Raw genomic sequence first — 25,096 nt, 5'->3', positions numbered from 1 at the left:
CACATCACGACATGGATGCTCCATCGAGCCTTGATTCCCCTGCCGACTTCTTAGCAGCGGTAGAGATTCTTTCGCCGTTCTCGCGCGAGGAAATCGAGCAACTGGCCGTGCACGCGGAGTCGCGCCGCTTCGGTTTCGGCGAGACTGTCTGCAACGCAGGCGATGCGGCCGACGGGCTCTTTATCGTGAAGGCGGGCTCCGTGCGCATCTTCACGGAGGAGCACGGCAAAGAAATCAGCATGGGCGTGAAGAAGGAGCGCGAGACCTTCGCGGATATCGCGATGCTGCGCGACTATCGCCATGAATCGTCGGTGCGTTCTTCCGGCAAGACCGAGCTGCTCTATATTCCACGTCTCGCGATCGAACCCGTGATCGCGAAGAATCCGGCCGCGCTTGCGTTCATTACGAGCTATGTCGCGATCAGTTCGGCAGGCGGCTTCGTCGCGAAGCTCTTCGATTTGCGCGGCAAACTGGATCGCGCCGAACTCGAAGAGTGCGTGCGCAGCGTCGGCGTGAAGCGCGTGGGCGAGGGCAAGGAAATCCTCAAGCAGGATTCGCGCGAAGACCGGCGTCTCTATGTCGTGCGTCAGGGCGAAGTGCGCATCGTGCGTGAAGAGGGCGGCGAACAGCATCTGCTTGCCACGCTCGGTCCGGGCGAAATCTTCGGCGAAAAAGCGTGCGTGATGCGCCAGGAACAGATGGCCTCGGCGATCGCGAGCGTCGATACGCGCCTGCTCGTGATTCCCGAGAAGACGGTGCATTTCATCATCGAGCGCAATGTGAAGCTGCGCGAGGTGCTGGAAGAGCGCATCCGTTTTACCGAGCGCGAGATTCAGCGGCAGAAGAAACTCCACGAGCGCCGCAAGCTGCCGGCCATGCTCGATCTGCACACGAAGCCCGAACTCGGCGAGCGCGTGATCAAGCGTTTCGCGTGGGTCGAGCAGGCAGAGGAGATGGATTGCGGCGCCGCGTGCCTCGCGATGATCTGCCGTCACTACGGCATCAACATGACGCTCGGCAAGCTGCGCGAACTCGCCAACGTGACGACGCAGGGCGCGACGCTCGACTCGCTCGCGCGCGCGGGCGAATCGCTCGGCTTCACGACGCGCGGCGTGCAGTGCACGTTCGAATCGCTGCGCGCCTTCGAGATGCCGTTTATCGCGCATTGGGAGGGCTATCACTACATCATTGTCTATGGCACGTCGAAGGATAACGTGTGGGTCGCGGACCCGGCCATCGGCTTCAGGAAAATGACGGTCGGCGAGTTCGAGCGCGGCTGGAGCGGCACGTGTCTGCTGTTCACGCCTGGACAGGACCTGACGCAGAAAGAAGTGTCGCGCTCGCCGTGGCTGCGTTTCGTCGGCTATCTGAAGCCGTATAAAAAGATCCTGCTGCACCTCTTTCTCGCGACCTTCGTCATTCAGGTGCTGGGCGTGATTCCGCCGCTCATTATCCAGAACATACTCGACGGCGTGATCGTGCATCAGAACGTGAGTCTGCTGCATGTGCTGATCGGCGGGCTGATCATCGCGAGTCTGTTCACGCAACTGATGGCGACAATACGCGCGTATCTCGCGAACTTCATGGTGCGCAACATGGACTTCGCGATGATGTCGCAGTTCTTCAAGCACACGTTCTCGCTGCCCTTCGGCTTCTTCGCCAAGCGCAAGACCGGCGACGTGTTCGCGCGTTTTCAGGAGAATCACACCATTCGCGCGTTCCTCACGGAGTCGACAGTGACGACCGTGCTGAATCTGCTGATGATCTTCATCTACTTCACGATCATGTTCCTCTATAACGTGAAGCTGACGTTTCTGCTGATCGCGTTCGTGATCCCGATGATGGGGCTCACGATTCTCGCGACGCCGCGCATCAAGCAGAACGCGCGCGAGACCTTCTCGGCGGGCACGGACGCGCGCTCCTATCTGATGGAAGCGCTCGGCGGCGTGGAGACGGTGAAGGGCATGGGCATCGAGCGCGCGGTGCGCATGAAGTGGGAGAAGAAGTACGCGAAGTCGCTAGAAGTGCAGTACAAGTCGCAGCGTTTCAATATCGCGGTAGGCCTGTGCAGCCAGTTGCTGAACGCGGCGACGACCATCGGCGTGCTGTGGGTCGGCGCGAATCTCGTGCTGGCGCGCGAACTGACCATCGGGCAACTGATCGCGTTCAACGCGTATATGGGCAGCGTGCTTGCGCCGTTGATGGGCCTCATCAACTTGTGGAGTTTGCTGAACGACGCGGGCGTCGCGATGGAGCGTCTCGGCGATGTGCTCGACATCGAGCCGGAACAGAAGGCGCAGGACATGCAGCAACGCGTGATGCTGCCCGACCTGCAAGGCGATATCAGCTTCAACGGCGTGTACTTCCGTTACGGCGATGGCGAGACGCCTTACGTGTTGGAAAACATCAGCTTCGATATCAAGCCGGGCGAGCTGATTGCCGTTGTAGGGCGCAGCGGTTCGGGCAAGACGACGCTCGCCAAGTTGCTCGTCGGTTTCTATGCGCCGAGCGAAGGCAAGATGACAGTGGATGGCTATGACATCAACGTCATCGACAAAGGTTTTTTCAGAGCGCAGATCGGCTATGTGATGCAGAGTAACCTGCTGTTCTCGGGAACGATCGCGGAGAACATCGCGAGCGGCGATGAAACGCCGGACAGGAGGCGCATCGAAGAAGTCGCGAAGATGGCCGACGCGCACGCGTTCATCGTGAAGATGCCGCTCGGTTATGAGCAGGTCGTGGGCGAGCGCGGCGTGGGTCTGTCGGGCGGGCAGATTCAAAGGCTTTGCATTGCGCGCGCGCTGTATCACGATCCGCGTCTGCTCGTATTCGACGAAGCGACGTCTGCGCTCGATACGCAATCGGAGAGCAATATTCTCGGCAACATGCAGGAGATTTTGAAGGGGCGCACGGCGGTCATCATCGCGCACCGGCTGTCCACCATCATGCGTGCCGACAAGATTCTCGTGCTGTACGAAGGCGGCATCGTCGAGCAGGGCAAGCACGACGAACTCGTCGCGAGAAAAGGCATGTACTACCAACTCGTGCAGAAGCAACTGAGCGCAGCATGAAAATACTCGATCAACCGGAAAGCGACAGCGCGGCGCCCACATCGGCGATTTCGTATGCGGGGCTCATCGAGAAGATCGAGATATTGCGCTCGACACTTCGCTGGACCTCGCGACTCGAGCGTCCCGAAATCGAAAAGCTCTTGCGGCAGGCAAGCGCGCTGCGCGACGAAGTCATGCAGATGTCGCACAAAGAGCGTTTCGTGCAGGCGGCCGCCGCGGAGCCGAAGCGCGATATGTCGCCGGGTGCGCGGCGCCGCGCGTTGCTCGAACGCAGCTTCGTCTTCGAAGGCACGTTCGGCGACAACCCGAAGTTGCTCGAAGCGCTGGAAATCGCGGAGAAAGCCGCGCCGACCGATCTGCCCGTACTAATCGACGGCGAAAGCGGCACCGGCAAGGAACTGATGGCGAAGGTCATTCACGCGAACGGTTCGCGCGCGGACAAGCCGTATATCTCGGTGAACTGCGGCGCGATTCCGGACAATCTGCTGGAGTCGGAATTGTTCGGGCATCGCAAGGGCGCATTCACCGGCGCCACGAACGATCGCAAGGGCAAATTCGAAAGCGCGCATACGGGCACGATCTTTCTCGATGAAATCGGCGAGTTGCCGTTATCGGGGCAAGTGAAGCTGCTGCGTGTACTCGAAGCGCACGAGATTCAGCGCGTGGGTTCGGATGAACCGATTGCGGTGGATACGCGCATCGTCGCGGCGACGAATCGCAATTTGCGCAAGTTCTGCGATGAAGGGCGTTTCCGCGAGGACTTGTTCTATCGGCTGAGCGTGATTCATCTAACGCTGCCATCCTTGCGCGAGCGTCGCGACGAGATTCCGCTGTTGCTGTCCTATTTCGGCGATGAAGCCGCGGCGACCTTGAAGCGCCGGCCGGTGAAGATGTCGCCGCGTCTGCGCGATTTTCTGCGCAACTATGAGTATCGCGGCAACATTCGCGAGTTGCGCAATGTGGTGTACCGGCTGACTTGTCTTGCCGGCGATATGGCCGATCTCGAGCATTTGCCGGTGGATGTACGGCCGAAGTCGTCGTTGACGCTGGCCGTGAGCGGACCGGCGGCGAGCGGCAACGGCGTCACCACGGCGAGTTCGCTGGCGGAGGCGAAGCGCGTCGCAAGCGATGAGGCCGAGCGCGCGTTTCTAGAACGCGGCTTGCAGGAAACGGGCGGCACGGTGGCGGAACTGGCGCGGCGCTATGAGATGAACCGCTCGCATCTGCAGATGCTTTTGAAGAAGCACGGGCTGCATTCGAAGGAGTTTCGGCTGGCGGCGCAGAAGAGTCGGGAGGCGGAGGAGTAGAGGGCGTGCGGCGATTGCCGTATTGACGCGGAGTACGAGTCGGCGCAAAATGTACATACAAACGTCAATACAGGTCGCGTGTGCATTTCGAATGGGATGAAACGAAAAATCAAACCAACATTCGAAAGCACGGAATCGATTTTCGAGATGCAGTGGACGTGTTCAATCATCCGGTGTTGACCTGGCTGGATCGGCGTGAAGCCTACGGAGAGGAGCGCTGGATCGCTTTGGGCTGGATGAAGGAACTGGTGGGCATCGTGGTTTATGTAGAGCGATATGGCGATGTCATCCGGATCATCTCGGCGCGCAAGGCAGCCAGACACGAAGCGAGAAGATATGAGCAAGAAATCGGGAACTGACTGGAAGCGATTGGCGAAGATGAAGGACGCCGATATCGATTTTTCGGACATGCCGGAACTGGGCGACGCATTCTTCGAGCAGGCGGAACTGCACGTGCCGCCCAAGCAAGCCGTCACGATGCGGCTGGACGCCGACGTGCTCGAATGGTTTCGCCAGCAAGGGAAGGGGTATCAGACGCGCATCAACCGGCTTCTGCGCGCGTATATGCTGACTCAGCAACGCCGGCATCCTTGAAGCCCCTTAAACCCCCGGATTCACCTGCGTCTTGTCCGACGCCATCAAATCCTCCGCGTGCGCGACAACCACCGAAATATTGTCGCGCCCGCCTCTCGCCAGCGCGATCTCCAGCAACCGCTGCGCCGCGATTTCGCAGTTCCCCGGCGCCAACTCACTCGCCATTTCCGCTTCGCTGACTTCGTTCGACAAGCCGTCGCTGCATAGCAGAAACGTGTCGCCGTCTTTCAGCTCGAGCGTGTTTTCGTCGAGTTCGAGCACATCGAGTGCGCCGACAGCGCGCGTAATCAAATGTTGCGCCGGATGATGCAGCGCTTCCTCGGCCGTCAGTTGCCCGCGCGCCTTCAGTTCTTCCACATGACTATGATCGCGCGTCAGTTGCACGAGCCGGCCGCGCCGCAATAGATAGATGCGGCTGTCGCCCGCCCACACATAACCGCATGCGCGGTCGCGCGCCGCGAGCAGCACCACCGTGCTGCCGATGCGCGACACCAGCCGCCGCGCCGCTTCCGCGCGCAGGACGTCGTTGACATCGAGAAGACGCGTGCGCGCATCGGCGACGACGCTGGCAAGTCCGTTCGTCCCCGTCACTTTCGTCAGGCTCTCGATCACCATGCGGCTCGCCAGATCACCGACCGCGTGTCCGCCCATGCCGTCGGCAACGGCCCACAGGCCGCGCTCGGGCGCATCGAGCAGCGCGTCTTCGTTGATCTGCCGCACGCAGCCGGTGTCGGTGCGGGCGGCGGACGTCCATCGAAATTCGGTGGTGAAGGTCACGGCAACCTCCGGAATGCTGGGTGGCGTGGCGTCGGGCAGGCGCGGCCGCCGGTCTCGCCCATTGTGTACCAACACGCGCTGCAGTGAACGTCGGATATGCACCGCCATGCCGCCTAGCCCGCGCGATTTCCCGCAACCGAGTTCGGGTTGACGGCAAGCGTCGCGCCGTTGCCGGTGTTGCTGACGTTGACGCTCTGGAACTGGTTGATCATCTGCGCGACCGAGACCGTGGTGTTGGTGATGTTGTTGGTCGTCTCGTAGATGTTGTTGGTGACATCGATGATGTTCACCGCCGCGACGCCGCCGCCCCCACCCGACGACTGGCCCGTGAACGGCGTGATCCAGCCATACACCCAGGGTGCGCCACCGCCGCCGCTAATGGCCGACATCGCCCGGCGATCGAGTTCGCAGTCGTATTCGAGATCGGTGATGGTGATGACGCTCATTTCGGCTCTCCGTGAATGGCCTGAGAAGCAGGACGCACGGACTAATGCAAGGCCTGTGCCGGCGCAAGCGGTCCATTAGTGTTTTCCGGCGAATGGCAAGGCGGACGGGGCTTCGAAGGCATCGCACGACCGGTCGCGTCGGGCCGTCACAAGCCGATCAGTTGGACCGGCTCCAACAGCAGGCGTTGGTGCGCGAGCGAACATCCAACACATCGATTAACACGCGTGCCGGGCCGCACTCACAAGGTATTCATCACGATTTCGCCGATAACCGATTCTGGCGCTCGGCAGCCAACAAACACGGGGGAAAACTGTTGGCCTAAGCAGAACACAACGCTTCGACGAAGCACTCTACAAAATCAGTTTATCGATATAAATCAATGGCTTGAGAAAGCTGGCAAGGTTGATGCAAATGACTGGGCAACCCGGCGCCAGACAAACACATGGCGCCAAGCGAAAAAGAATCGGAGCCCGCCATGTCAACCAACCAACAACTCGCCGTGATCGACCGCCAGGCAGACAGCTTCTCGCTCGACGACGAACCCGCGCTCGGCACCGAACTCGTCACGCGCCGGTCCGGCTACGAACACCACGGCATCTACGCAGGCAACGGCATGGTCATCCACTATGCCGGCTTCGCGAAGTCGCTGCATCGCGGCCCGGTCGAGGAAGTCACCGTCGAACAATTCGCCGCCGGTCATGAAGTCACCATCCGCCAGAATCCGGCCGCGAAGTTCGTCGGCATGGAAGCGGTGCGCCGCGCGCGCAGCCGCATCGGCGAAGACCAGTATCGCCTGCTGACCAACAACTGCGAGCACTTCGTCACGTGGTGCCTCGACGGCCGCGCCCGCAGCCGTCAGGTGCAAGCGTGCTTCGCGCACCCGCGCGCCGCGCTGCGCGCCGTGTCGGGACTCTTTCGCGCCTATGTTGCCGCCGAACGCCGCCGCATGAACGCGGCGCTCGTCGCCTGAACTTCACGCTGAGCTTTGCATTCCGGGAGACCATCATGCAAACCGCCGCCAATTCGCTGCACTGGGCCGTCGACAAATGGCTCGCACCGACCCCCGCGCATCCGGCGCGCGTCGTGCGCCTGTGCCGCTCGCATGTCACCGGCGCGCGTTATGTTTGCATCGAGGCGCAGCATCCGGGCGGGCTGCTCGCGATCATCTTCTTCCGGCACGACGACGGCTCCTGGAACGTGTTTCCGCCGCAAGCCAGACGCCCGTCGATGAATGCGGAGCGCCTCGCCGCGTAAATTCCCGAAAATGGCGGCGGACGCGTCGGGCGGCCCCGCCTTTGACACGGCAATCCCGCTGCCGCTACTCTAGGCGCAGACCATCCGGCCATTGCGATGAAGCCGCCGGGTCGCACGGATACGGCAGGTCGTGGTAGTTTTGCGTCCGTGAACCAGATCGTACATTTTCGAGGTATTGCCGATGACCCAGCCCGACTCCTCTTCCTCCGCCCGCGCGACGCCCGATTTTTCTGTCGGTGACAATCCGCTCGGCATCGCGGGGCTGGAGTTCGTCGAGTTTTCCAGTCCCGATCCCGAGGGCCTTGCCGCGTTGTTCGATCGTCTCGGCTTCGTGCCCGTGGCGCAGCACGTCAGCAAGGCCGTGACGCTGTTCCGGCAAGGCAGCATGAACTTCCTGCTGAACGCCGAGCCGGACTCGTTCGCGTCGCGCTTCGCCGAGTCGCACGGCGTCGGCATCGCGGCGATCGGCATTCGCGTGCTCGACGCGCAGATCGCCCACGAGCGCGCGCTCGAATACGGCGCGTGGGATTTCGAAGGCGAGAAGATCGGCCCGAACGAACTCGCGATTCCGGCCATTCAGGGCATCGGCGATTCGCATATCTATTTCGTCGATCACTGGCCGGGCAAGAACAGCGGCGAGGCGTCGATCTACGACATCGACTTTCGTCCGCTTGCCGGTGCGAGCGCGAGTAACGCGGGCACCGGCCTGCTCGAAGTGGATCACTTCACGCAGACGGTCGGGCCGGGCCGCATTCAGGAATGGCTCGAGTTCTACCGCGAAGTGCTGCATTTCTCGGAGATTCATCAGGTGCATCCGGACTGGCATGTGTCGCAGGATTCGGCCGTCACGCTGTCGCCGTGCGGCTCGATCCGCATTCCGGTGTATGAGGAAGGCACGTATCGCACGGACCTGATGCAGCAGTATCTGCCCGATCACGAAGGCGAGGGCGTGCAGCATATCGCGCTCGCGTCGGCGGATATCTTCGCATCCGTCGATGCGTTACTCGCGCGCGGCGTGCGTTTTCTGCAGCCGCCGCCGCGCTATTACGACGAGATCGACGAGCGCCTTCCCGGCCACGGTCTCGATGTCGAGAATCTGCGCACGCGCGGCATTCTTGTCGATGGCGAGATTCTGCCCGACGGCACGCCGCAGCTTTTCCTGCAAACCTTCGTTGAACGCCGGCCCGGCGACATGTTCTTCGAGATCGTCGAGCGGCGCGGGCATCACGGATTCGGCGAGGGCAATCTCGCCGCAATCGCGAAGGCCCGCGGCTGAAGCCACGCGCGCGGCGCGCTCATTGCACCACTACCGTCCCCGTCATGTGCGGATGCAGCGAGCAGAAGTACTTGTACGTGCCCGGCTTGTCGAACACATGCGAGAAGCTGTCGCCGCTGTCGAGCGGGTCGGACTTGAAGCTCTTGCCCTCGTCGGCGACGGTGTGCAGCATGTCGTCGTGATTTACCCATGTCACCTTGGTGCCGACCGGCACGGTGATCGCCTGCTGGCTGAACGCGAAGTTGTCGATGGAAATGGTCGGCGCCGCGACCGCCGCGATCTGTTGCGCGGGCGCCTGCGCGCATGCCGTCGGAATCACGCCGATCACGCCTTTCACGACGAGCGCAAACACCGCCTTGCGCAGAAACTTGCCGGCGAGCGGGCGCAGATTGGCAGGCGAAACGTAGTTCGAAATTGTGTCGATATTCATGCTTGCGCTCCTGCCAGCGACGTGTCGGTGACGGCCAGTTGCCCGCGCCCCGCGATATGCGTGACTTCGCGCAGGCCGAGCATCGTGCGCAACTGATCCGCCGGCACCTTCATCGGACCGGGGCCGGACGGCGCGCCCGGCGCGGGTTGCGGAAACGCCGTCGACAGCGCCGAATAGAAGCGCATGTCTCCCTCCACCTTTTGCGCCACTTGATGCACGTGGCCGTTCAATACCGTCACCGAGCCGAAGCGTTTCAGGAGCGCGAGCGCCTGCGCGCTGTCGTCGGTGCCCCAGCCCCATTGCGGATAGAGCGCCCACAGCGGGATATGCGCGAACACGACAATCGGCGTGCTGCTCGATTTGCCCTGCAAGTCGGCTTTGAGCCATGCGAGTTGCGCGTCGCCGAGAAAGCCGAGGCCGCCGCCCTTGAGGTCGATCACGTTGGTGAGGCCGATGAAATGCACGCCGCCCTGATCGAAGCTGTACCAGTGACGGTTACTGCCGCGGCCGTATTGGCCGGAAAAACGCTCGAAGAACGGATTGCCGTCTTCGACCAGCACGTCGTGCTCGCCGGGCACGTAATGCACGTCCATGCCGGCCTTACCGATGATCTGCGTCGCCGTATCGAACTCGCCGGGCTTCGACAGATGCGTGATGTCGCCGGTGTGGATCATGAACGCGGGGCGCTTTTTCATGGCGCTGACGTGATTGACGGCTTCTTCGAGCGTGCCTGTCGGTTCCGTGTTCGGGTCCTTGTTGAAACCGATATGGCTGTCGCTGATCTGCACGAAGCTGAACGAACTCGTCGTCTCGGCGGCCTCGGCGGACGAAATCAGGCGCGAGGCCGGCACGCCGCCGCTCACGGTCCAGAGCACGCCGGCGCCGGCCCAGGCCATGCACGAGAGCGCGGTGCGGCGGCGCTTGCCGTGATCGTCGAGTTCATCAATTTCCTGCGCGGGATGCAGAGCGGTGGGATCGGGTTTCATGGCGGTTCCCTTCGATTTAATTGGATGTGATTGGATGTGATCGCGGCCGCAAATCTTGTCGTTCGATTCGGCGAACATTCGGCGAAGATTCTGCAATTCGCACGCTCACGGCGGCCCGGTGCATGAGCGCGAGGCCCCGCGAGTTCCGCATCGTTTGCGGATCGCTGTGGCATCCATCGAACCGGCGGAACGGGCGCGATATTCCCGCTATATTTTTTTAAGGCGCGGGCATAAACGGGAATAAACCCGGCGGGCGGGAAGTATGGGAGGGTGAGGGCGCGGAAAAGCCGTGTTGCCGCGAGGCCCCGACGAAGTTTCCCGAACGTGGCAGGCGAAAGGAGACCCGCGCGATGTGGCAAGGCAGGTCGAGACAGGAGAAGTCCGGACGCGGCGAGCGCGCGGACGCACAGGCGGCCCACGCGCGCTTCGAGGCGATGGTGATGCCGCATCTGGACGCCGCGTACAACCTCGCGCGCTGGCTGTCCGGCAACGCGAGCGACGCCGACGACGTCGTGCAGGAAGCCTATCTGCGCGCGTTCCGTTTTTTCGGTGGATTCGAAGGCGGCGAGGAGGCGAACGCGCGGGCATGGCTGCTCGCTATCGTGCGCAATACGTGGTTCACGGAATGGCGACGTCGCGTGCAACTGGCCGACGCCACGCCCTACGACGAAGAACTCGGCGGCGACGAAGCATTGCCGGGCTGGTCGGAAGAAGGCGCGGCGGACCCTGAAACGCTCGCCGTGCGCCGTGACGAGATTCATCTGGTGCATCGCGCGCTGGAGGCCTTGCCGGTGGCCTTCCGCGAGGTGCTGGTGTTACGCGAGCTTGAGGACATGAGTTACAAGGAAGTGGCGTCCGTGACAGGCGTGCCCATCGGCACGGTGATGTCGCGGCTCGCGCGCGGCCGCAAGATGCTGGCGGGGGCGGTGCGCGCGGCGCAGGGCGGACAGGACCGGCCGAGCGTGCGGCTCGTCCGCCGCGCGGGACCTGGTCATTCGGAGGAGTCGGGAAATGGAAAATAACGACACCGCCTCGCTCGACACGAGGCTCACCGATGGGTCGCTCTATCAGCGCGCGCCCGTGCATCTGCGGGCGCAGGTGCTGGCCCGGGTGCGGGCCGCGGCCGCTGAAGCGGAAGAGGCCGACGCGCCGTCGCCCGCACGACGCGCCCGGCGTGGCTGGAGCAATCCGTTCGCGGCGCCGTGGCCGTTCTTCGGCGGCGCGTTCGCGGGCGCCACGCTTTCCGCGCTCGTGCTCGGCACCATGCTGTGGTTCCAGGCGGTGCCGCTCATGTCGACGGTATCGGGTGGCTCGCCGCTCGCGCAGGAGATCGTATCGAGCCACGTGCGCGCGCTGATGTCGGATCGTCCTATCGACGTGCTATCAAGCGACAAGCACACGGTCAAGCCGTGGTTCAACGGCCGCATCGACTATGCGCCGCCGGTGATCGATCCTGCGGGACCGGGCTTCGCGCTGGTCGGCGGGCGGCTCGATTACATCGATCATCGGCCGGTGGCGGTGGTGGTGTATCGCTATCTGAAGCATCCGATCGACGTGTACGTGTTTCCCCAGCGCAAGGGCGAAGCGAAAAGCGATACAGGCGACAAGGAGTTCTCGCCGGTCGTCACCCAGTCCGACGATGGCTATGCACTCGCGCGCTGGAATCACGACGGCATGACGTTCTGGGCCGTCACCGATGCATCGGGCGCCGTGCTGCGTCAGTTCGCGCATGCGATCGAAACCGGCGCGCCGCGCTAGCACGCGTGCATCAAGCTTAAGGCTTTAATCGCTAAAGAAATCCTTAGAGTGCGCAAGGTTGCGCGCGGTCTCCCTCCTGGGACCGCGCGTTTTTTTACTTGGCCGTTAAGCGTATACCCGCTGATACGCCGCTTGCTCAAGCCTAAAAACGCTTTGGGATGCTGGCGAAATGTGATGCGCGGAATCCATCTTTTAGCGTTTATTCCATGCCGTGCACATTTGCGATGCATCGGATGTGCGCTAACGCTCGTGCTCTTCGGGTATCTCCGAATATGGTCATATCCTTACATTTTTCTAAACTCGGTCACCGCCTATGTAATCGATAACGCGCACTGCACTTAAAAGCATCGCTGAGGCCAAAAGCGGACCTGGGAGTTTGCATGGGGCCGGAGCAGAGCGCGCAAGCGCCACTCTCGCCGACAGCGCGAGCCGACCCTTCAAATAACGATTCGAGCGACGGAGACACACATGGGTATGCAGATGAAGCTCATCGCGGGCGCGCTTGCGTTCGGCGTTTTTTCGCTGGCCTACGCGGCCGACCCGATCAAGATCGGCGTCGATGGGCCGTTCACGGGCGGTTCGTCTTCCATGGGTGTCAGCATGCGCGACGGCGTGCGTCTCGCCACGGCGGAGATCAACAAGTCGGGCGGCGTGCTCGGACGTCAGATCGTGCTCGTCGAGCGCGATGACGAAGCCAAGAACGAGCGCGGCGTGCAGATCGCGCAAGAACTCATCAACAAGGAGAAGGTGGTCGCGGTCGTCGGCTACATCAATACCGGTGTGGCGCTTGCGTCGCAACGCTTCTTCCAGGAAGCGAAGATTCCGGTGTTCAACAACGTTGCGACCGGCACGGTGGTGACCAAGCAGTTCGACGATCAGCCCGATAACTACGTCTTCCGCAACGCGGCGGCGGACCGCATTCAGGCACCGATGATCGTCGAAGAAGCCGTGACGAAGCGCGGCTTCAAGAAGGTCGCGATTCTCGCCGACTCGACCAACTACGGCCAGCTTGGCCGCGAAGATCTGGAAAAGGCGCTGTCCGCGAAAGGCGTGAAACCGGTGGCGGTCGAGAAGTTCAACATCAAGGACGTCGATATGACGGCCCAGTTGCTCAAGGCCAAGGAAGCGGGCGCGGAAGCCGTGCTGACTTACGGCATCGGGCCGGAACTCGCGCAGATCGCCAACGGCATGGCCAAGCTCGGCTGGAAGGTGCCGCTGATCGGCAGCTGGACGCTGTCGATGGCGAACTACATCGACAACGCAGGCACCAACGGCGAAGGCGCGCGCATGCCGCAGACCTTCATTCAGGAAGCGAATACGCCGAAGCGCAAGGTCTTTATCGATGCGTATCTGAAGGAGTTCAAGCCGAAGAACGACCGCATCGATTCGCCGGTGTCGGCGGCGCAAGGTTATGACTCGGTCTATCTGCTCGCGGCGGCCATCAAGCAGGCCGGCTCGACCGACGGCCCGAAGGTCAAGGAAGCGCTCGAGAATCTCAACACGAAGGTGGAAGGCGTGGTGATGGTCTACGACAAGCCGTTCACGAAGACCGATCACGAAGCGATCAGCCCGAACGTGCCGGTGGTCGGCGAAGTGAAGAACGGCCGTGTCGTGTACGCCTACGACGCCGACAAGAAGGGCGGCAGTACGCTGCGCACCAAGCAGACGACCGCTGCGAACTAAGCGCGTTCGTTCAGTCATGTCGATATGAGCCGCGCTCGCCACGATGGCGGGCGCGGCTTTGTCATGCTTTTACTGGTGCTCGAAGATGATCCTTCTGCAACTCATCTATAGCGGCATCGCGCTCGGCATGATCTATGCCGTGATCGCGTTCGGCTATCAACTCACGTTCGCCACATCCGGCACGCTGAACTTCGGCCAGGGCGATGCATTGATGCTCGGCGCGCTCGTCGGCTTGACGCTCGTGTCGGCGGGCGTCAACTACTGGCTGATGATTCCGCTCGTGTGCCTGTTCGGGCTCGTGCAAGGCTCATTCGTCGAGCGCATCGGCGTGCGGCCCGCCATCAAGATCAAGTCCGAGTTCGGCTGGATCATGTCGACGATCGCGCTCGGCATCATCTTCAAGAACGTCGCGGAAAACGTATGGGGCCGCGACGATCTGCGCTTCCCGTCGCCGCTGCCCGAAGCGCCGCTCAAGGTGTTCGGCGCGAACGTGCTGCCGATGGAACTGCTCGTTGTCGGCGGGGCGCTCGTCATGATGCTCGCCGTCGAGTTCTTCAACCGCAAGACGATCTTCGGCAAGGCAGTCGTGGCAACCGCCAACGATCGCGATGCGGCCGCGCTCATGGGCATCAACACGGGACTTGTCATTACGTTCTCGTATGCGCTTTCATCGTTGACCGCTGCATTTGCAGGGGTTTTGATCGCGCCGCTGACATTGACCGGTGCGACGATGGGCGCCGTGCTCGGCCTCAAGGCCTTCGCGGTGGCGATCATTGGGGGCTTGTCGAGCGGCATGGGCATCATCGTCGGCGGGATGATTCTCGGCATCGCGGAGACGACGACCGGCTTCTATATTTCCACCGGCTACAAGGATGTGCCGGGGCTCGTGCTGCTCTTGATCGTGCTCGCGGTCAAGCCCGCAGGTCTGTTCGGCAAGACGGCGATCAAGAAAGTCTGAGGCGGCCACGATGAAAGCAAAGAACTGGATTGCGGCGCTCGTCGGACTTGCCGCACTCGCGATTTTTCCGGTGGTGTCGGGCAATCCGTACTACATCCATCTCGTCGAAACCATCATGATTTATGCGATCCTGCTCTTCGGGCTCGATATCGTGGTGGGTTATACGGGGCAGGTGTCGCTCGGTCATGCGGGCCTCTTCGGCGTGGGCGCCTACACGGCGGGCGTGCTCTTCGCCAAGCTCGGCATGCCGTTCTTCGTGACCGCGCCGCTCGCGATTCTCGTCACAGCGGGCTTCGGTGCGATCCTCGCCTTGCCCGCGTTGCGCGTCTCGGGTCCATATCTCGCGATGGTGACGCTCGCGTTCGGCACGATCATCCAGATTCTCATCAACGAGATGGATTTTCTGACGAACGGTCCGATGGGCCTCAAGATTCCAAAGCCGATGTTCGCAGGCCACAGGCTCGATGAAGTGCAGTATTACTGGCTGGTCGCGGCGCTCCTTGTGGTGTCGCTGATCGTTGTGCATCGCGTGCTGAAGTCGCATCTGGGACGCGCATTCGAAGCACTGCGCGACAGCCCGATTGCGTCGGACTGCATGGGCGTGTCCGTGTATCGCTACAAGGTGTATGCGTTCGTCATCAGCGCGGGCTTCGCGGGACTCGCGGGCTGCCTCTATTCGTACTCGGAGCAGTACATCTCGCCGAACACGTATAACTTCGAGCTGACCATTCTGTTCCTGCTCGCGATCATCATGGGCGGGCGCAAGACGCGCACCGGCGCAATCATTGGTTCGACGGTCATCGTGCTCTTGCCGAAACTGCTCGACGACATCTCCAACTTTCGCGTGGTCGCAACGGCGCTGGCGGTGATCGTCGTCGCGGGTGCGGTGCTCGCGCTGGCCCGCAAAACTTCCACGCCGCAACGCGTGGCGGTGCCGATCATCGGCACGGCGGGGCTCGCTGTGTTCTCGTTCTGGATCGACGCGCTGACCGACTGGCGTCTGACTATCTTCGGGCTGATGATCCTGCTCGTCGTGTATTACTTGCAGGACGGTATCGTGGGCTTCGTGCGCAAGACGCTCAACCTCGGCCGCGTGCGCGTGACGAAGGTCGATACCGAAGAACTCGCCAGCCAGACGCGTCAGGACGATGCCGTTGCCGCAGTTGAAACGCAAGGCGCGGACATCATCCTCGATGTGCGCAGCGTGCTCATGCAGTTCAGCGGCCTCAAGGCGCTGAACGACGTGAACATGACCGTGCGGCGCGGCACGATTCACGGCCTGATCGGACCGAACGGTTCGGGCAAGAGCACGATGATGAACGTGCTGACGGGCATCTATGTGCCGACAGCAGGCGCGATCGAATATCAAGGACAGTCGCTGGCGGGACGCACGTCGTCGAAGATCGCGCTGTCGGGCATCGCGCGGACTTTTCAGAACGTGCAGTTGTTCGGCGAGATGACGGCGCTGGAGAACGTGCTCGTCGGTTTGCATCACACGTTCAAATCGAATCTCGCGGATGTCGGCTTGATGAGCGGGCGTTATCGTCGCGAAGAGCGTGCGGCGCGCGAGCGGGCGTTCAACATGTTGCGCTTCGTCGGGCTCGAAAACGCCGCGGGCGAAGAAGCGCGCAATCTGCCCTACGGCAAGCAGCGTTTGCTCGAAATCGCGCGGGCGCTGGCGCTCGATCCGCAATTGCTCTTGCTCGATGAACCCGCGGCCGGTCTGACGGCGCCGGATATCCGCGAACTCGTCGCGATCATTCGCAAGGTGCGCAATCACGGCATCACCGTTGTTTTGATCGAGCATCACATGGATGTCGTGATGAGCGTGTGCGACACCGTTTCGGTACTGGATTTCGGGCAGAAGATCGCGGAAGGGAAGCCTGCGGAGATTCAGGCGAACGAAAAGGTCATCGAGGCTTATCTTGGCGGACAGCCTGCGGAAGCAGCTTAATTGATTTGTTTAAAGAAGCCTTTAGCAGTCGACGAGACCACCTCATGCTGACGATCAAAAATCTCCATGCCGGATACGGCAAAGTCAAAGTGCTCCACGGCATCTCGCTCGACGTGCCTAAGGCAAAGGTCGTGACGTTGATCGGCTCGAACGGAGCAGGCAAGACCACGACCATGCGCGCGATATCCGGCATGATCAAGGCGACCGACGGCGAAATCACGATGGGCGTCGGCAGCAATGCGAAGCGCATCGACTCGCTCGATTCGCACAAGATCGCGCGCCTGGGACTCGCGCATTCGCCCGAAGGACGCCGCGTCTTCGCGACGATGTCCGTCACCGACAATCTGCTGCTCGGCGCGTTTCCGCGTCTCACGTGGTCGCGTCCGAAAGGCGACGTCAACGCCGATCTCGAACGCGCGATCGAATTGTTCCCGCGCCTCAAGGAGCGCCGCAATCAACTCGCGGGCACGCTCTCCGGCGGCGAACAGCAGATGCTCGCGATGGCGCGCGCCATCATGCTCAATCCGGATCTCGTGCTGCTCGACGAGCCGTCGATGGGCCTCGCGCCTATCCTTGTCGAAGAAGTGTTCCGCATCATCGAGCGGCTGAAGGCCGACGGTGTGACCATGCTGCTGGTCGAGCAGTTCGCCGCGGCCGCGCTCAACGTCGCGGATTACGGCTATGTGCTGGAGAACGGCCGCGTCGCGACGCACGGCCCGGCCGACCAGTTGCGCAATGATCCATCGGTCAAGGCGGCGTATCTAGGCGCGAGCCACTGAAGCATTCCGCAATGCCGCACTGCGCAAAACACGCCTAAGTCTAAAAGCCGCACTATCATGGTTACGGCGCGCGCGAACCCGCGCGTCCCTGACATCCTCGCAAGGAGCAGCCATGATCAGCGGCAAGACCACTCTCATCGCCCATCTCGGCTATCCGACCGAAGCCTTCAAGGCGCCGATGATCTATAACCCCTGGTTCGACAAACAGGGGATCGATGCCGTCGTGGTGCCGATGGGCGTCAAACCCGAGGATTACGTCGCCTTTCTGCCGCATCTGTTCAAGCTCACAAACATTCGCGGCGCGCTCGTCACGATGCCGCACAAGATCACGACCGTCGGCCTGATGGACGAAGTCAGCCCGACCGCGCGCATTGCCGGAGCCTGCAACGCGATCCTTAAACGGCCGGACGGCACACTTCTCGGCGACCAGTTCGACGGCGCGGGCTTCGTGCGCGGCGTCGAGCGCAAGGGCCGCAAGCTCGCGGGCGCGCGCGTACTCGTGCTGGGCAGCGGCGGCGTGGGCTCGCCGATCGCGGCATCGCTGGCGGCGGCGGGCGTGGCCGAACTCGCGGTCTTCGACACCAACACGGCGTCCGTCGAAGGGCTCGCCACGCGCTTGCGCGAGCACTATCCGCAACTCGTCGTCAGGACCGATACGAGAGATCCCGCGGGCTTCGACGTGATCGTGAACGCGACGCCGCTCGGCATGAAAGACACCGATCCGCTGCCGTTCGATATCGATCGCATCGCGCCGGAGACGTTCGTCGGCGAAGTGGTGATGAAGTCGGAGTTCACGCCGCTTTTGCGCGCGGCCAAGGAGAAGGGCTGCGCCGTGCAGGTCGGCACCGACATGCTGTTCGAAATGATCCCGGCGTATCTGGAATTCTTCGGCTACGGCACCGCCACCGCCGACGACTTGCGCGCGGTCGCGCAGATCAAATACGCCTGACGTGGCTTACACCGGCATAACCGCGAATCGGTTTCTATACTTCTAGCAACCCAGCTTCTAGCAACCCAGCAACGCAGACGCTCATCCTCTGACAAATAGGCCGCTCGCTGTGGCGGTCCGGAAAACGCAGGGAGGAATCATGGGACCGACTGCACCCGGCGTGCCGGCCGACGACCCGCACGCGCCCGATCCGCATAAGCACCCGGCCTTGCTCGGGCTATCGCTGGCGGCGCTCGGCGTTGTTTATGGCGATATCGGCACGAGCCCGCTCTATACCCTCAAGACCGTGTTCGATCCGGCGGGCGGCCTCGCGCTTGAGCCTGCGAACGTGATCGGCATCGTGTCGCTGATCTTCTGGTCGCTCACGGTGATCGTCTCGCTCAAGTACGTCACGCTGATCCTGCGCGCCAACAATCACGGCGAAGGCGGCATCATGGCGTTGCTGGCGCTGGCGGCGTCGTCGGTCGAATCGAAGAAGCGGCTGAAGCATACGTTGCTGCTGATCGGCGTGATGGGCGCGGCGCTCTTCTATGGCGATGGCGTAATCACTCCGGCGATCTCCGTGCTGAGCGCGGTCGAAGGGCTCGAAGTGGCGGCGCCGGGCCTGCAGCCGTACGTCGTGCCGGTGACGCTCGTCGCGCTGGTCGCGCTGTTCCTGATGCAGAAGCACGGCACGTCCGGCATCGGCGCGGTGTTCGGGCCGGTGATGGTGCTGTGGTTCATCGTGCTGGCGGTGTCGGGCCTCATGAATATCGCGGATGCGCCGCGCATTCTCGAAGCGCTCGATCCGCTTCGAGGGCTCGCATTCTGCGTGCATCATCGCTGGCTCGCCTTCGTCGCGCTCGGCGCGGTCGTGCTTTCGCTGACGGGCGCGGAGGCGCTCTATGCCGACATGGGCCACTTCGGTTCGCGCCCGATCCGCCTCACATGGTTCGCGGTCGTCTTTCCCGCGCTCGCGCTCAACTATCTCGGTCAGGGCGCGCTTTTGATCGCCGATCCGGCCGCGGTGCAGAATCCGTTCTACCGGCTCTTTCCGTCGTGGATGCTTTATCCGATGGTCGTGCTCTCGACCATCGCCACGGTCATCGCTTCGCAAGCCGTGATCTCGGGCACCTATTCGATGACCAAGCAGGCGATGCAACTCGGCTTCCTGCCGCGCATGAACGTCGTGTACACGTCGGCGAGAGAGATCGGGCAGATCTACGTGCCCGGCATCAACTGGACGTTGCTGCTCGCGGTCGTCGCTGCCGTGCTCGGCTTCGGCTCATCGACGGCGCTCGGCTCTGCATACGGCATCGCCGTGACGGGCACGATGTTGATCACCACCGTGCTGACCTTCTTCGTGATCCGCTACGCATGGCATTACAACTGGACGCTATGCGTTTTCGCGACGGCGTTCTTCTTCGTGATCGACGCGATGTTCTTTTCCGCGAACTGCCTGAAGATTGCGGAAGGCGGCTGGTTTCCGGTGGCGATCGGCCTCGTGATGTTCACCGTCATGGCGACGTGGGGACGCGGCGCGCAGATGATGGTCCAGGAAGCACGCGTGCGCGCCGGCACGATGCCGCTCAAGCCGTTCCTCGCGAATCTGCTCGCGCGTGCGCCCGCGCGCGTGGAGGGCACGGCGATCTTCATGTCGAACGATCCGGCCGGCGTGCCGCATTCGCTGCTGAACAACCTGATGCATAACCGCGTGCTGCATGAACATACGGTGTTCCTGACGGTGGCGAACGCGCCGGTGCCGTGGGTGTCGGAAGCGCGCCGCGTGGCGATCGAAACGCTCGGCGACGGATGCTTTCAGGTGACCGTGAACTACGGCTTCAAGGACGAAGTCGATCTGCCCGCCGCGCTGGAGACCTGCCGCGGCGCGGGACTCAAATTCGATCGCAGGACGATTTCGTATTTCCTGTCGCGCGCGACCGTGGTGCCGACGCCGGGCACCGGCATGGCGTTATGGCGCGAACGGCTCTTCGCGGTCATGCTGCACAATGTGGGGAACGTCGCGGCTTATCTGCGCCTGCCTGCCGATCGCGTCATCGAACTGGGGGCGCGGGTCGAGATATGAAGGCGCAAATACGCTGATCCGCGTGCATTCGACGCAAGCAAGCGGCGACGGTTCGAGCCAGACTCACCATAAGAAACGCGCCATATATGCGCGATATAGGCGCGATATATGCGCCACACAGGAGCCGCCATGACCGCCAGCAGCACGCCGACTCGCCATCCGTTTCCGTCGACTGCACGCCTCGTCGAGCGCGGCAAGATTGTGTCCGCGCGCGAGGCCGTGCGTCTGATCCGCTCGGGCGACACGCTCGCGACAAGCGGTTTCGTCGGCATCGGCTTTGCGGAAGAAGTGGCGCTCGCGCTCGAAGCACGCTTTCTCGAAGGGCGCACGGAAGGCAACGAGCCGATCGCCGGACTCACGCTCGTCTACGCAGCCGGTCAGGGCGACGGGCGCGGCAAGGGCCTCAATCACCTCGCGCACGAAGGTTTGGTCAAGCGTGTGATCGGCGGCCACTGGGGACTCGTGCCGGGCCTGCAGAAGATGGCGATCGAAAACCGCATCGAAGCGTACAACCTGCCGCAAGGCGTGATCTCGCAACTCTTTCGCGATATCGCCGCGCATCGGCCCGGACAGCTCTCGACGGTCGGGCTGGGCACCTTCGTCGATCCGCGCAACGGCGGCGGCAAGCTCAATGCACGCACGACCGAAGATCTCGTGCGGCTCATGCCTATCGACGGCACGGACTATCTGTACTACAAGACCTTTCCGATCGATGTCGCCATCGTGCGCGGCACGACCGCCGATCTCAACGGCAACATCACGATGGAAAAGGAGGCGCTGACGCTCGAAGCGTTGTCCATCGCGATGGCGGCGCGCAATTCCGGCGGCATCGTGATCGCGCAGGTGGAACGCCTGGCCGAATCGAATACGCTCAATTCGCGGCAAGTGAAGATTCCCGGCGTGATGGTCGATTGCGTGGTCGTGGCGCGCCCCGACAACCACTGGCAGACCTTCGGCGAGCAATACAGCGCGGCGTTTTCCAGCGAACTGCGCGTGGCCGCAAGCTCGGTTCCGCCAATGTCGCTCACCGAGCGCAAGATCATCGCCCGGCGCGCCGCGTTCGAGCTGATGGCCAACAGCATCGTGAATCTCGGTATCGGCATGCCGGAAGGCATTGCGAGCGTCGCGAACGAAGAGCAGGTGATCGATCTCTTCACGATGACGACCGAGCCCGGCGTGATCGGCGGCATTCCGGCGGGCGGGCTCAACTTCGGCGCGGCGACGAACACGCAGGCGATCATCGATCAGCCGTATCAGTTCGATTTCTACGATGGCGGCGGCCTCGATATCGCCTTTCTCGGACTCGCGCAGGCGGACCGCGAAGGCAATCTCAACGTGAGCAAGTTCGGCCCGAAGCTGGCTGGCGCGGGCGGCTTTATCAATATCAGCCAGGCGGCGAAGAAGGTCGTGTTTGTCGGCACCTTTAATGCGGGCAAGCTCGATGTGGCGATCGCGGACGGCAAGCTCACGATCCGCCGCGAAGGCGATTGCCGCAAGTTTGTCGATGCGGTCGAGCATCGCACGTTCAGTGGACACTATGCGGCGCAGCGCGGGCAAACGGTGCTGTATATCACCGAGCGCTGCGTGTTCGAGCTCACGGAAAAGGGGCTCGTGCTGACGGAAGTCGCGCCGGGCATCGATATCGAGCGGGACATCGTCGCGCAGATGGGTTTCGCGCCGATCATGGACACGCCGCCACGCACGATGGACGAACGCATCTTCCGCGACGCGCCTATGGGCTTGCGCAATATCCTGTTGAGGCTCGATTTGTCGGAGCGGTTCAGTTATGACCCGGAGAAGAATCTGTTCTTCATTAACTTCGAAGGGCACGAAGTGGCAAGCCTGAGCGATGTCGAAGCGATACGCCGCGAAGTCGAAAAGCAACTGGCGAAAGCGAAGTCGCGTCCGCATGCGATCGTGAATTACGACAATTTCTCGATTCGCCCCGACATGCTCGATGCCTATTCGGAAATGGTGACGAAGCTGGTCAACGGGCTTTATGACCGCGTGACGCGTTATACGACAAGCAGCTTTTTACGCCTGAAACTGGGCGATGCGTTGAAACGCCGCGGCGTCGCGCCGTATATCTATGAGAGTCCGGAAGAAGCGCGCCATCACGAATCCAAGCGCGCAGCCGAGTAAAGGTATTGCGGCCGCACATGATCGCGAATGACTGCGGCGCTTGCGCCTAGTGTCGAAATCGAGCGAAAAGGCCGTTGCGTGGGCACCTCACGCGGCGGCCATTGCATAGCGCCTATCGGCCACGCGGCACTGGCGCAATGCACAAAAATGGCCCTTAAAAAGCCCGCTAAAAGCGCGTGCAAGCCCCATAAACAGGCTCTTTGCACGATCCTTGCGCAGCGCACGCGCGGCGCTGCGGCAAAATTGCCCGCTTTCAGTTCTGTGGCTTTCCGCACATCGGTAGTTCAAGGCGCTGAAGAAAATGTTTTCACGCCGGAAAGCCGTACGGCTTGCAAACGCTAAAACGACGCCGGCTTTTAATTCCTGACTAAAGCAATCGCGCCTCAAGGCAGCGCGTTGACGCGCGCTGCGTGTCGCGCGGGGGACAGTCGTCGTGCGTATCGATTCGCGCCTTCGAAATCGACTGACAGGCGCGGCATGACGCACACGGGGGCCGAGATGAATGCGCTGGATCAGCTTGCGTGCGGTTCGAATCAGTGGGTGATGGCCAATGCGCTTTATTTCGATTCGCTCACGCATCGTTTCGTGCGCGGCGATCTGGAAATAGACGGCGAACGTATCGAGCGCATTGTGGCGCCGCATGCCTCCGATCGTAATGACCGGCTCGATGCGAGCGAACTCGTATGCGTACCCGGCCTCATCGATGCGGATGCGTCCATTGCAAAGGACGCATGGCGCGCATGCTCCGGCGATCTCATCCGACATGGCGTAACTACCGTCGGCTCGTTTCAGCGCGGCTTTGCCGAAGGCCATGCGCTCGGTGAATGCGGCGGCGTGCGCAGGCTGATTTACGTAGAACTGGACGAGACGATAGAAACGGGCCACGCCGCGTTTTCGCTCGAAGCGTTCGAGACCGCGAATCCGCGTTGCACGCTGCTGCCTGCCGTGGTGCCCGCGCAAATCTGGTCGGCTTCGTCACTGCTTGCCATTGCGTCGGCCGCGCAACGCTTGCGCAAACGCCTGTGCGTGAAGCTCTGCCCGACACACGACGACGAGCGCGAATACCTGCAAACGCGCTTCTTTACCGAGATCGGACTGCTGTCCTACCTCTCGATATTGAGCGGCGACACGACGCTCTTCGGTCCCGCCGACGTGTCGCGTACGGATGCAGCGTTCATCGCGGAAACGGATGTGAATCTCGTGTGCGGACAGTCGCTCGTGCGCGCGTCGCTGGTGGAGCATCGGTTGTGGGCGCACTGGCTCAACGGCCGCGCACTCGCGTATTCGTTCGATGCCGCCGCACCTCACGCGCTTGCTCAGGGCGCAGCCGAAATGGGCGCGTGCACGTCCCAGGCATGCGACGCATGGATCGACTCGCTCACGCACGGCGCGGCCCGCGCGCTGGGCCTGCGCGATCTGGGCTCGCTCGCATCGGGCATGCGCGCGGACCTGTGCCTCTACGACAAACCCGCTGCGTGGCGCGGCGGCGAGGGCAGCGCGGCATTCGCCGAACTGCTCGCGTCGAATAAGCCGCGTCACGTTTATATCGACGGCATCGCGGAAGTGGTGAACGGCGTGCTGGCGGGAGAGCTTGCCGTCGCCGGATAGTTGCATCGCCAACCAATAACGGATAACGCCCCCAGGGCGGACTGGAGAGATCGATGAATGCACGCGCAGAAGCGCCGCCGCCGCTGCACCGGCAACTCATGCAGTACGACGCGTTGCTGGGCTATCGGTTCGTGCCGGGGCTGAAGGTGCGGATTCCGCACGAGGGCGGCGGCTATCTCGTCAAGACCAATGGCGCGGGCTTTCGCTGCAATCACGAAGCGACGCCGCATAAAAACCGCGCGCATCGCGTGCTGGTGTTCGGCGATTCCTACACGGCCGGTGATGGCGTGAGCAACGGCAAGCGCTATTCCGACGTGCTCGAAGATTCGCTCTCCGATACCGAAGTGCTCAACTTCGGCCTCTCCGGCAGCGGGACCGATCAGCAATACCTGATCTATCGCGAGTTCGCGCAGAAGATCGACTTCGATGCGGTCGTGATCAGCGTGCTCGTCGAGAACATTCAGCGCAATGTCGTGAAGCATCGCGAATGGGCGGATCGCGAAGGCGCGGCGCTCCATGTGCCGAAGCCCTGGTTCGAGCTGTCCGATTGCGGCGCGATCGCCTTGCAGGGCGTGCCCGTGCCACAGCCGTTTCATCGCGACGTCGATCAACCCGCGCCTGAAGCGGGCGGCCTGCTTTCGAAGGCGCGCAAGATGGTCAACGGCATGGGGCCGGAGTTCAAGGACAAGGTGCAGAAGCTCACGCGCTTTCAGCCCTTGCCCGAATACGATTCACCCGACAGCCACGCGTGGAAGCTCTTGCGCGCGATCCTCCTGCACTGGATCGGCGAAGTGAAAGTGCCCGTGATGATCGCGGTGCTGCCCGTGTATCAGTACGTCGAGAAGACTGCGAGCTACGCGAACGTGCGCAAACGCTTCGACGAACTCGCGGCGGAATGCGGCGCGCCGGTGCATCACATCGTGGACGACCTGTGGAAGTTCGGCGACGAGGAACGCCGCGGCTTCCGTTTTCGCGGCGACGTGCATATGACGCCGCCCGCACATCGCGCTGTGGGCGAAGCAATGGCTCACTATCTTCGACCCCTCATTGGATAACGA

23 protein-coding genes are annotated in these 25,096 nt (G+C 62.3%); 18 read left to right on the top strand and 5 right to left on the bottom strand.

Annotation, left to right across the window (positions count from 1 at the left end):
• The first annotated feature begins 11 nt into the window (after positions 1–11).
• The 4 genes from BRPE64_RS17885 to BRPE64_RS17870 all read left to right on the top strand — a co-directional run bounded on the left by BRPE64_RS17885 (position 12) and on the right by BRPE64_RS17870 (position 4,972).
• Positions 12–3,071 carry a peptidase domain-containing ABC transporter gene (locus tag BRPE64_RS17885; protein ID WP_016354904.1) on the top strand — a complete coding sequence of 1,020 codons (3,060 nt, stop codon included), beginning with the start codon at positions 12–14 and terminating at the stop codon, positions 3,069–3,071.
• Entirely contained in the window at positions 3,068–4,378 is a 1,311-nt protein-coding gene (locus tag BRPE64_RS17880) for a sigma-54 interaction domain-containing protein (protein WP_016354903.1), read from the top strand. The genes BRPE64_RS17885 and BRPE64_RS17880 overlap by 4 nt, the downstream gene beginning before the upstream one ends.
• Positions 4,379–4,458: 80 nt before the next feature.
• On the top strand, positions 4,459–4,737 hold the full coding sequence (locus tag BRPE64_RS17875) for a BrnT family toxin (protein ID WP_016354902.1): 279 nt from the start codon (positions 4,459–4,461) through the stop codon (positions 4,735–4,737).
• Complete coding sequence (locus tag BRPE64_RS17870; protein WP_044042413.1) at positions 4,715–4,972, top strand: BrnA antitoxin family protein; 258 nt, start codon at positions 4,715–4,717, stop codon at positions 4,970–4,972. Before BRPE64_RS17875 ends, BRPE64_RS17870 begins: the two co-directional genes overlap by 23 nt.
• A 6-nt stretch (positions 4,973–4,978) precedes the next feature.
• On the opposite strand, the gene BRPE64_RS17865 is transcribed toward BRPE64_RS17870, so the two are convergent.
• Positions 4,979–5,749, bottom strand: a complete 771-nt coding sequence (locus tag BRPE64_RS17865) for a PP2C family protein-serine/threonine phosphatase (protein ID WP_016354900.1) — start codon at positions 5,747–5,749, stop codon at positions 4,979–4,981.
• A gap of 113 nt (positions 5,750–5,862) precedes the next feature.
• Positions 5,863–6,195, bottom strand: a complete 333-nt coding sequence (locus BRPE64_RS17860) for a hypothetical protein (RefSeq protein ID WP_016354899.1) — start codon at positions 6,193–6,195, stop codon at positions 5,863–5,865.
• A 476-nt stretch (positions 6,196–6,671) separates the two neighbouring features.
• On the opposite strand from BRPE64_RS17860, the gene BRPE64_RS17855 reads away from it, so the two are divergent.
• From BRPE64_RS17855 to BRPE64_RS17845, 3 genes are all read left to right on the top strand, one after another.
• A complete protein-coding gene (locus BRPE64_RS17855) occupies positions 6,672–7,166 on the top strand; it encodes a lecithin retinol acyltransferase family protein (RefSeq protein ID WP_016354898.1) in 495 nt (164 codons plus the stop codon).
• Positions 7,167–7,201: 35 nt separating this feature from the next.
• Positions 7,202–7,450, top strand: coding sequence for a hypothetical protein (locus BRPE64_RS17850; protein WP_016354897.1), 249 nt, complete (start codon positions 7,202–7,204; stop codon positions 7,448–7,450).
• Positions 7,451–7,631: 181 nt separating this feature from the next.
• Positions 7,632–8,726 carry a 4-hydroxyphenylpyruvate dioxygenase family protein gene (locus tag BRPE64_RS17845; RefSeq protein WP_016354896.1) on the top strand — a complete coding sequence of 365 codons (1,095 nt, stop codon included), beginning with the start codon at positions 7,632–7,634 and terminating at the stop codon, positions 8,724–8,726.
• Between the two features lie 19 nt (positions 8,727–8,745).
• Here the strand turns inward: BRPE64_RS17845 and BRPE64_RS17840 are convergent, their stop codons facing one another.
• A complete protein-coding gene (locus BRPE64_RS17840) occupies positions 8,746–9,156 on the bottom strand; it encodes a cupredoxin domain-containing protein (RefSeq protein WP_016354895.1) in 411 nt (136 codons plus the stop codon).
• A complete protein-coding gene (locus tag BRPE64_RS17835; protein WP_144063436.1) occupies positions 9,153–10,142 on the bottom strand; it encodes a metallophosphoesterase family protein in 990 nt (329 codons plus the stop codon). Before BRPE64_RS17835 ends, BRPE64_RS17840 begins: the two co-directional genes overlap by 4 nt.
• Before the next feature lie 350 nt (positions 10,143–10,492).
• Between BRPE64_RS17835 and BRPE64_RS17830 the strand changes: the two genes are divergently transcribed.
• From BRPE64_RS17830 to BRPE64_RS17790, 9 genes are all read left to right on the top strand, one after another.
• Positions 10,493–11,164 carry an RNA polymerase sigma factor gene (locus BRPE64_RS17830; protein ID WP_016354893.1) on the top strand — a complete coding sequence of 224 codons (672 nt, stop codon included), beginning with the start codon at positions 10,493–10,495 and terminating at the stop codon, positions 11,162–11,164.
• Entirely contained in the window at positions 11,154–11,900 is a 747-nt protein-coding gene (locus BRPE64_RS17825; protein WP_016354892.1) for an anti-sigma factor family protein, read from the top strand. The genes BRPE64_RS17830 and BRPE64_RS17825 overlap by 11 nt, the downstream gene beginning before the upstream one ends.
• A 474-nt stretch (positions 11,901–12,374) precedes the next feature.
• Positions 12,375–13,583 carry an ABC transporter substrate-binding protein gene (locus tag BRPE64_RS17820; RefSeq protein WP_016354890.1) on the top strand — a complete coding sequence of 403 codons (1,209 nt, stop codon included), beginning with the start codon at positions 12,375–12,377 and terminating at the stop codon, positions 13,581–13,583.
• An 85-nt stretch (positions 13,584–13,668) separates the two neighbouring features.
• Positions 13,669–14,541, top strand: coding sequence for a branched-chain amino acid ABC transporter permease (locus tag BRPE64_RS17815; protein ID WP_040052287.1), 873 nt, complete (start codon positions 13,669–13,671; stop codon positions 14,539–14,541).
• A gap of 10 nt (positions 14,542–14,551) precedes the next feature.
• Entirely contained in the window at positions 14,552–16,495 is a 1,944-nt protein-coding gene (locus BRPE64_RS17810) for a branched-chain amino acid ABC transporter ATP-binding protein/permease (RefSeq protein ID WP_016354888.1), read from the top strand.
• Between the two features lie 44 nt (positions 16,496–16,539).
• Complete coding sequence (locus tag BRPE64_RS17805; RefSeq protein ID WP_016354887.1) at positions 16,540–17,274, top strand: ABC transporter ATP-binding protein; 735 nt, start codon at positions 16,540–16,542, stop codon at positions 17,272–17,274.
• 112 nt (positions 17,275–17,386) lie between these two features.
• Positions 17,387–18,223 carry a shikimate dehydrogenase family protein gene (locus tag BRPE64_RS17800; protein ID WP_016354886.1) on the top strand — a complete coding sequence of 279 codons (837 nt, stop codon included), beginning with the start codon at positions 17,387–17,389 and terminating at the stop codon, positions 18,221–18,223.
• Between the two features lie 139 nt (positions 18,224–18,362).
• Positions 18,363–20,288 carry a potassium transporter Kup gene (locus BRPE64_RS17795; RefSeq protein ID WP_016354885.1) on the top strand — a complete coding sequence of 642 codons (1,926 nt, stop codon included), beginning with the start codon at positions 18,363–18,365 and terminating at the stop codon, positions 20,286–20,288.
• Between the two features lie 129 nt (positions 20,289–20,417).
• Complete coding sequence (locus BRPE64_RS17790; protein WP_016354884.1) at positions 20,418–22,430, top strand: acyl CoA:acetate/3-ketoacid CoA transferase; 2,013 nt, start codon at positions 20,418–20,420, stop codon at positions 22,428–22,430.
• An 87-nt stretch (positions 22,431–22,517) separates the two neighbouring features.
• Here BRPE64_RS17790 and BRPE64_RS32930 read toward each other — a convergent pair whose 3' ends face one another.
• The gene (locus BRPE64_RS32930; RefSeq protein ID WP_144063435.1) at positions 22,518–22,817 is read right to left on the bottom strand and encodes a hypothetical protein; all 300 of its coding nucleotides are present in this window, start codon (positions 22,815–22,817) and stop codon (positions 22,518–22,520) included.
• 90 nt (positions 22,818–22,907) lie between these two features.
• Between BRPE64_RS32930 and BRPE64_RS17785 the strand changes: the two genes are divergently transcribed.
• Both BRPE64_RS17785 and BRPE64_RS17780 read left to right on the top strand, forming a co-directional pair.
• Positions 22,908–24,038, top strand: a complete 1,131-nt coding sequence (locus BRPE64_RS17785) for an amidohydrolase family protein (protein WP_016354883.1) — start codon at positions 22,908–22,910, stop codon at positions 24,036–24,038.
• 53 nt (positions 24,039–24,091) lie between these two features.
• Positions 24,092–25,093, top strand: coding sequence for an SGNH/GDSL hydrolase family protein (locus tag BRPE64_RS17780; RefSeq protein ID WP_016354882.1), 1,002 nt, complete (start codon positions 24,092–24,094; stop codon positions 25,091–25,093).
• The last annotated feature ends 3 nt before the right edge of the window (positions 25,094–25,096 follow it).

The organism is Caballeronia insecticola (genome assembly GCF_000402035.1).
GTDB lineage: Bacteria > Pseudomonadota > Gammaproteobacteria > Burkholderiales > Burkholderiaceae > Caballeronia > Caballeronia insecticola.
This window is presented reverse-complemented; position numbering and strand designations above follow the sequence as displayed.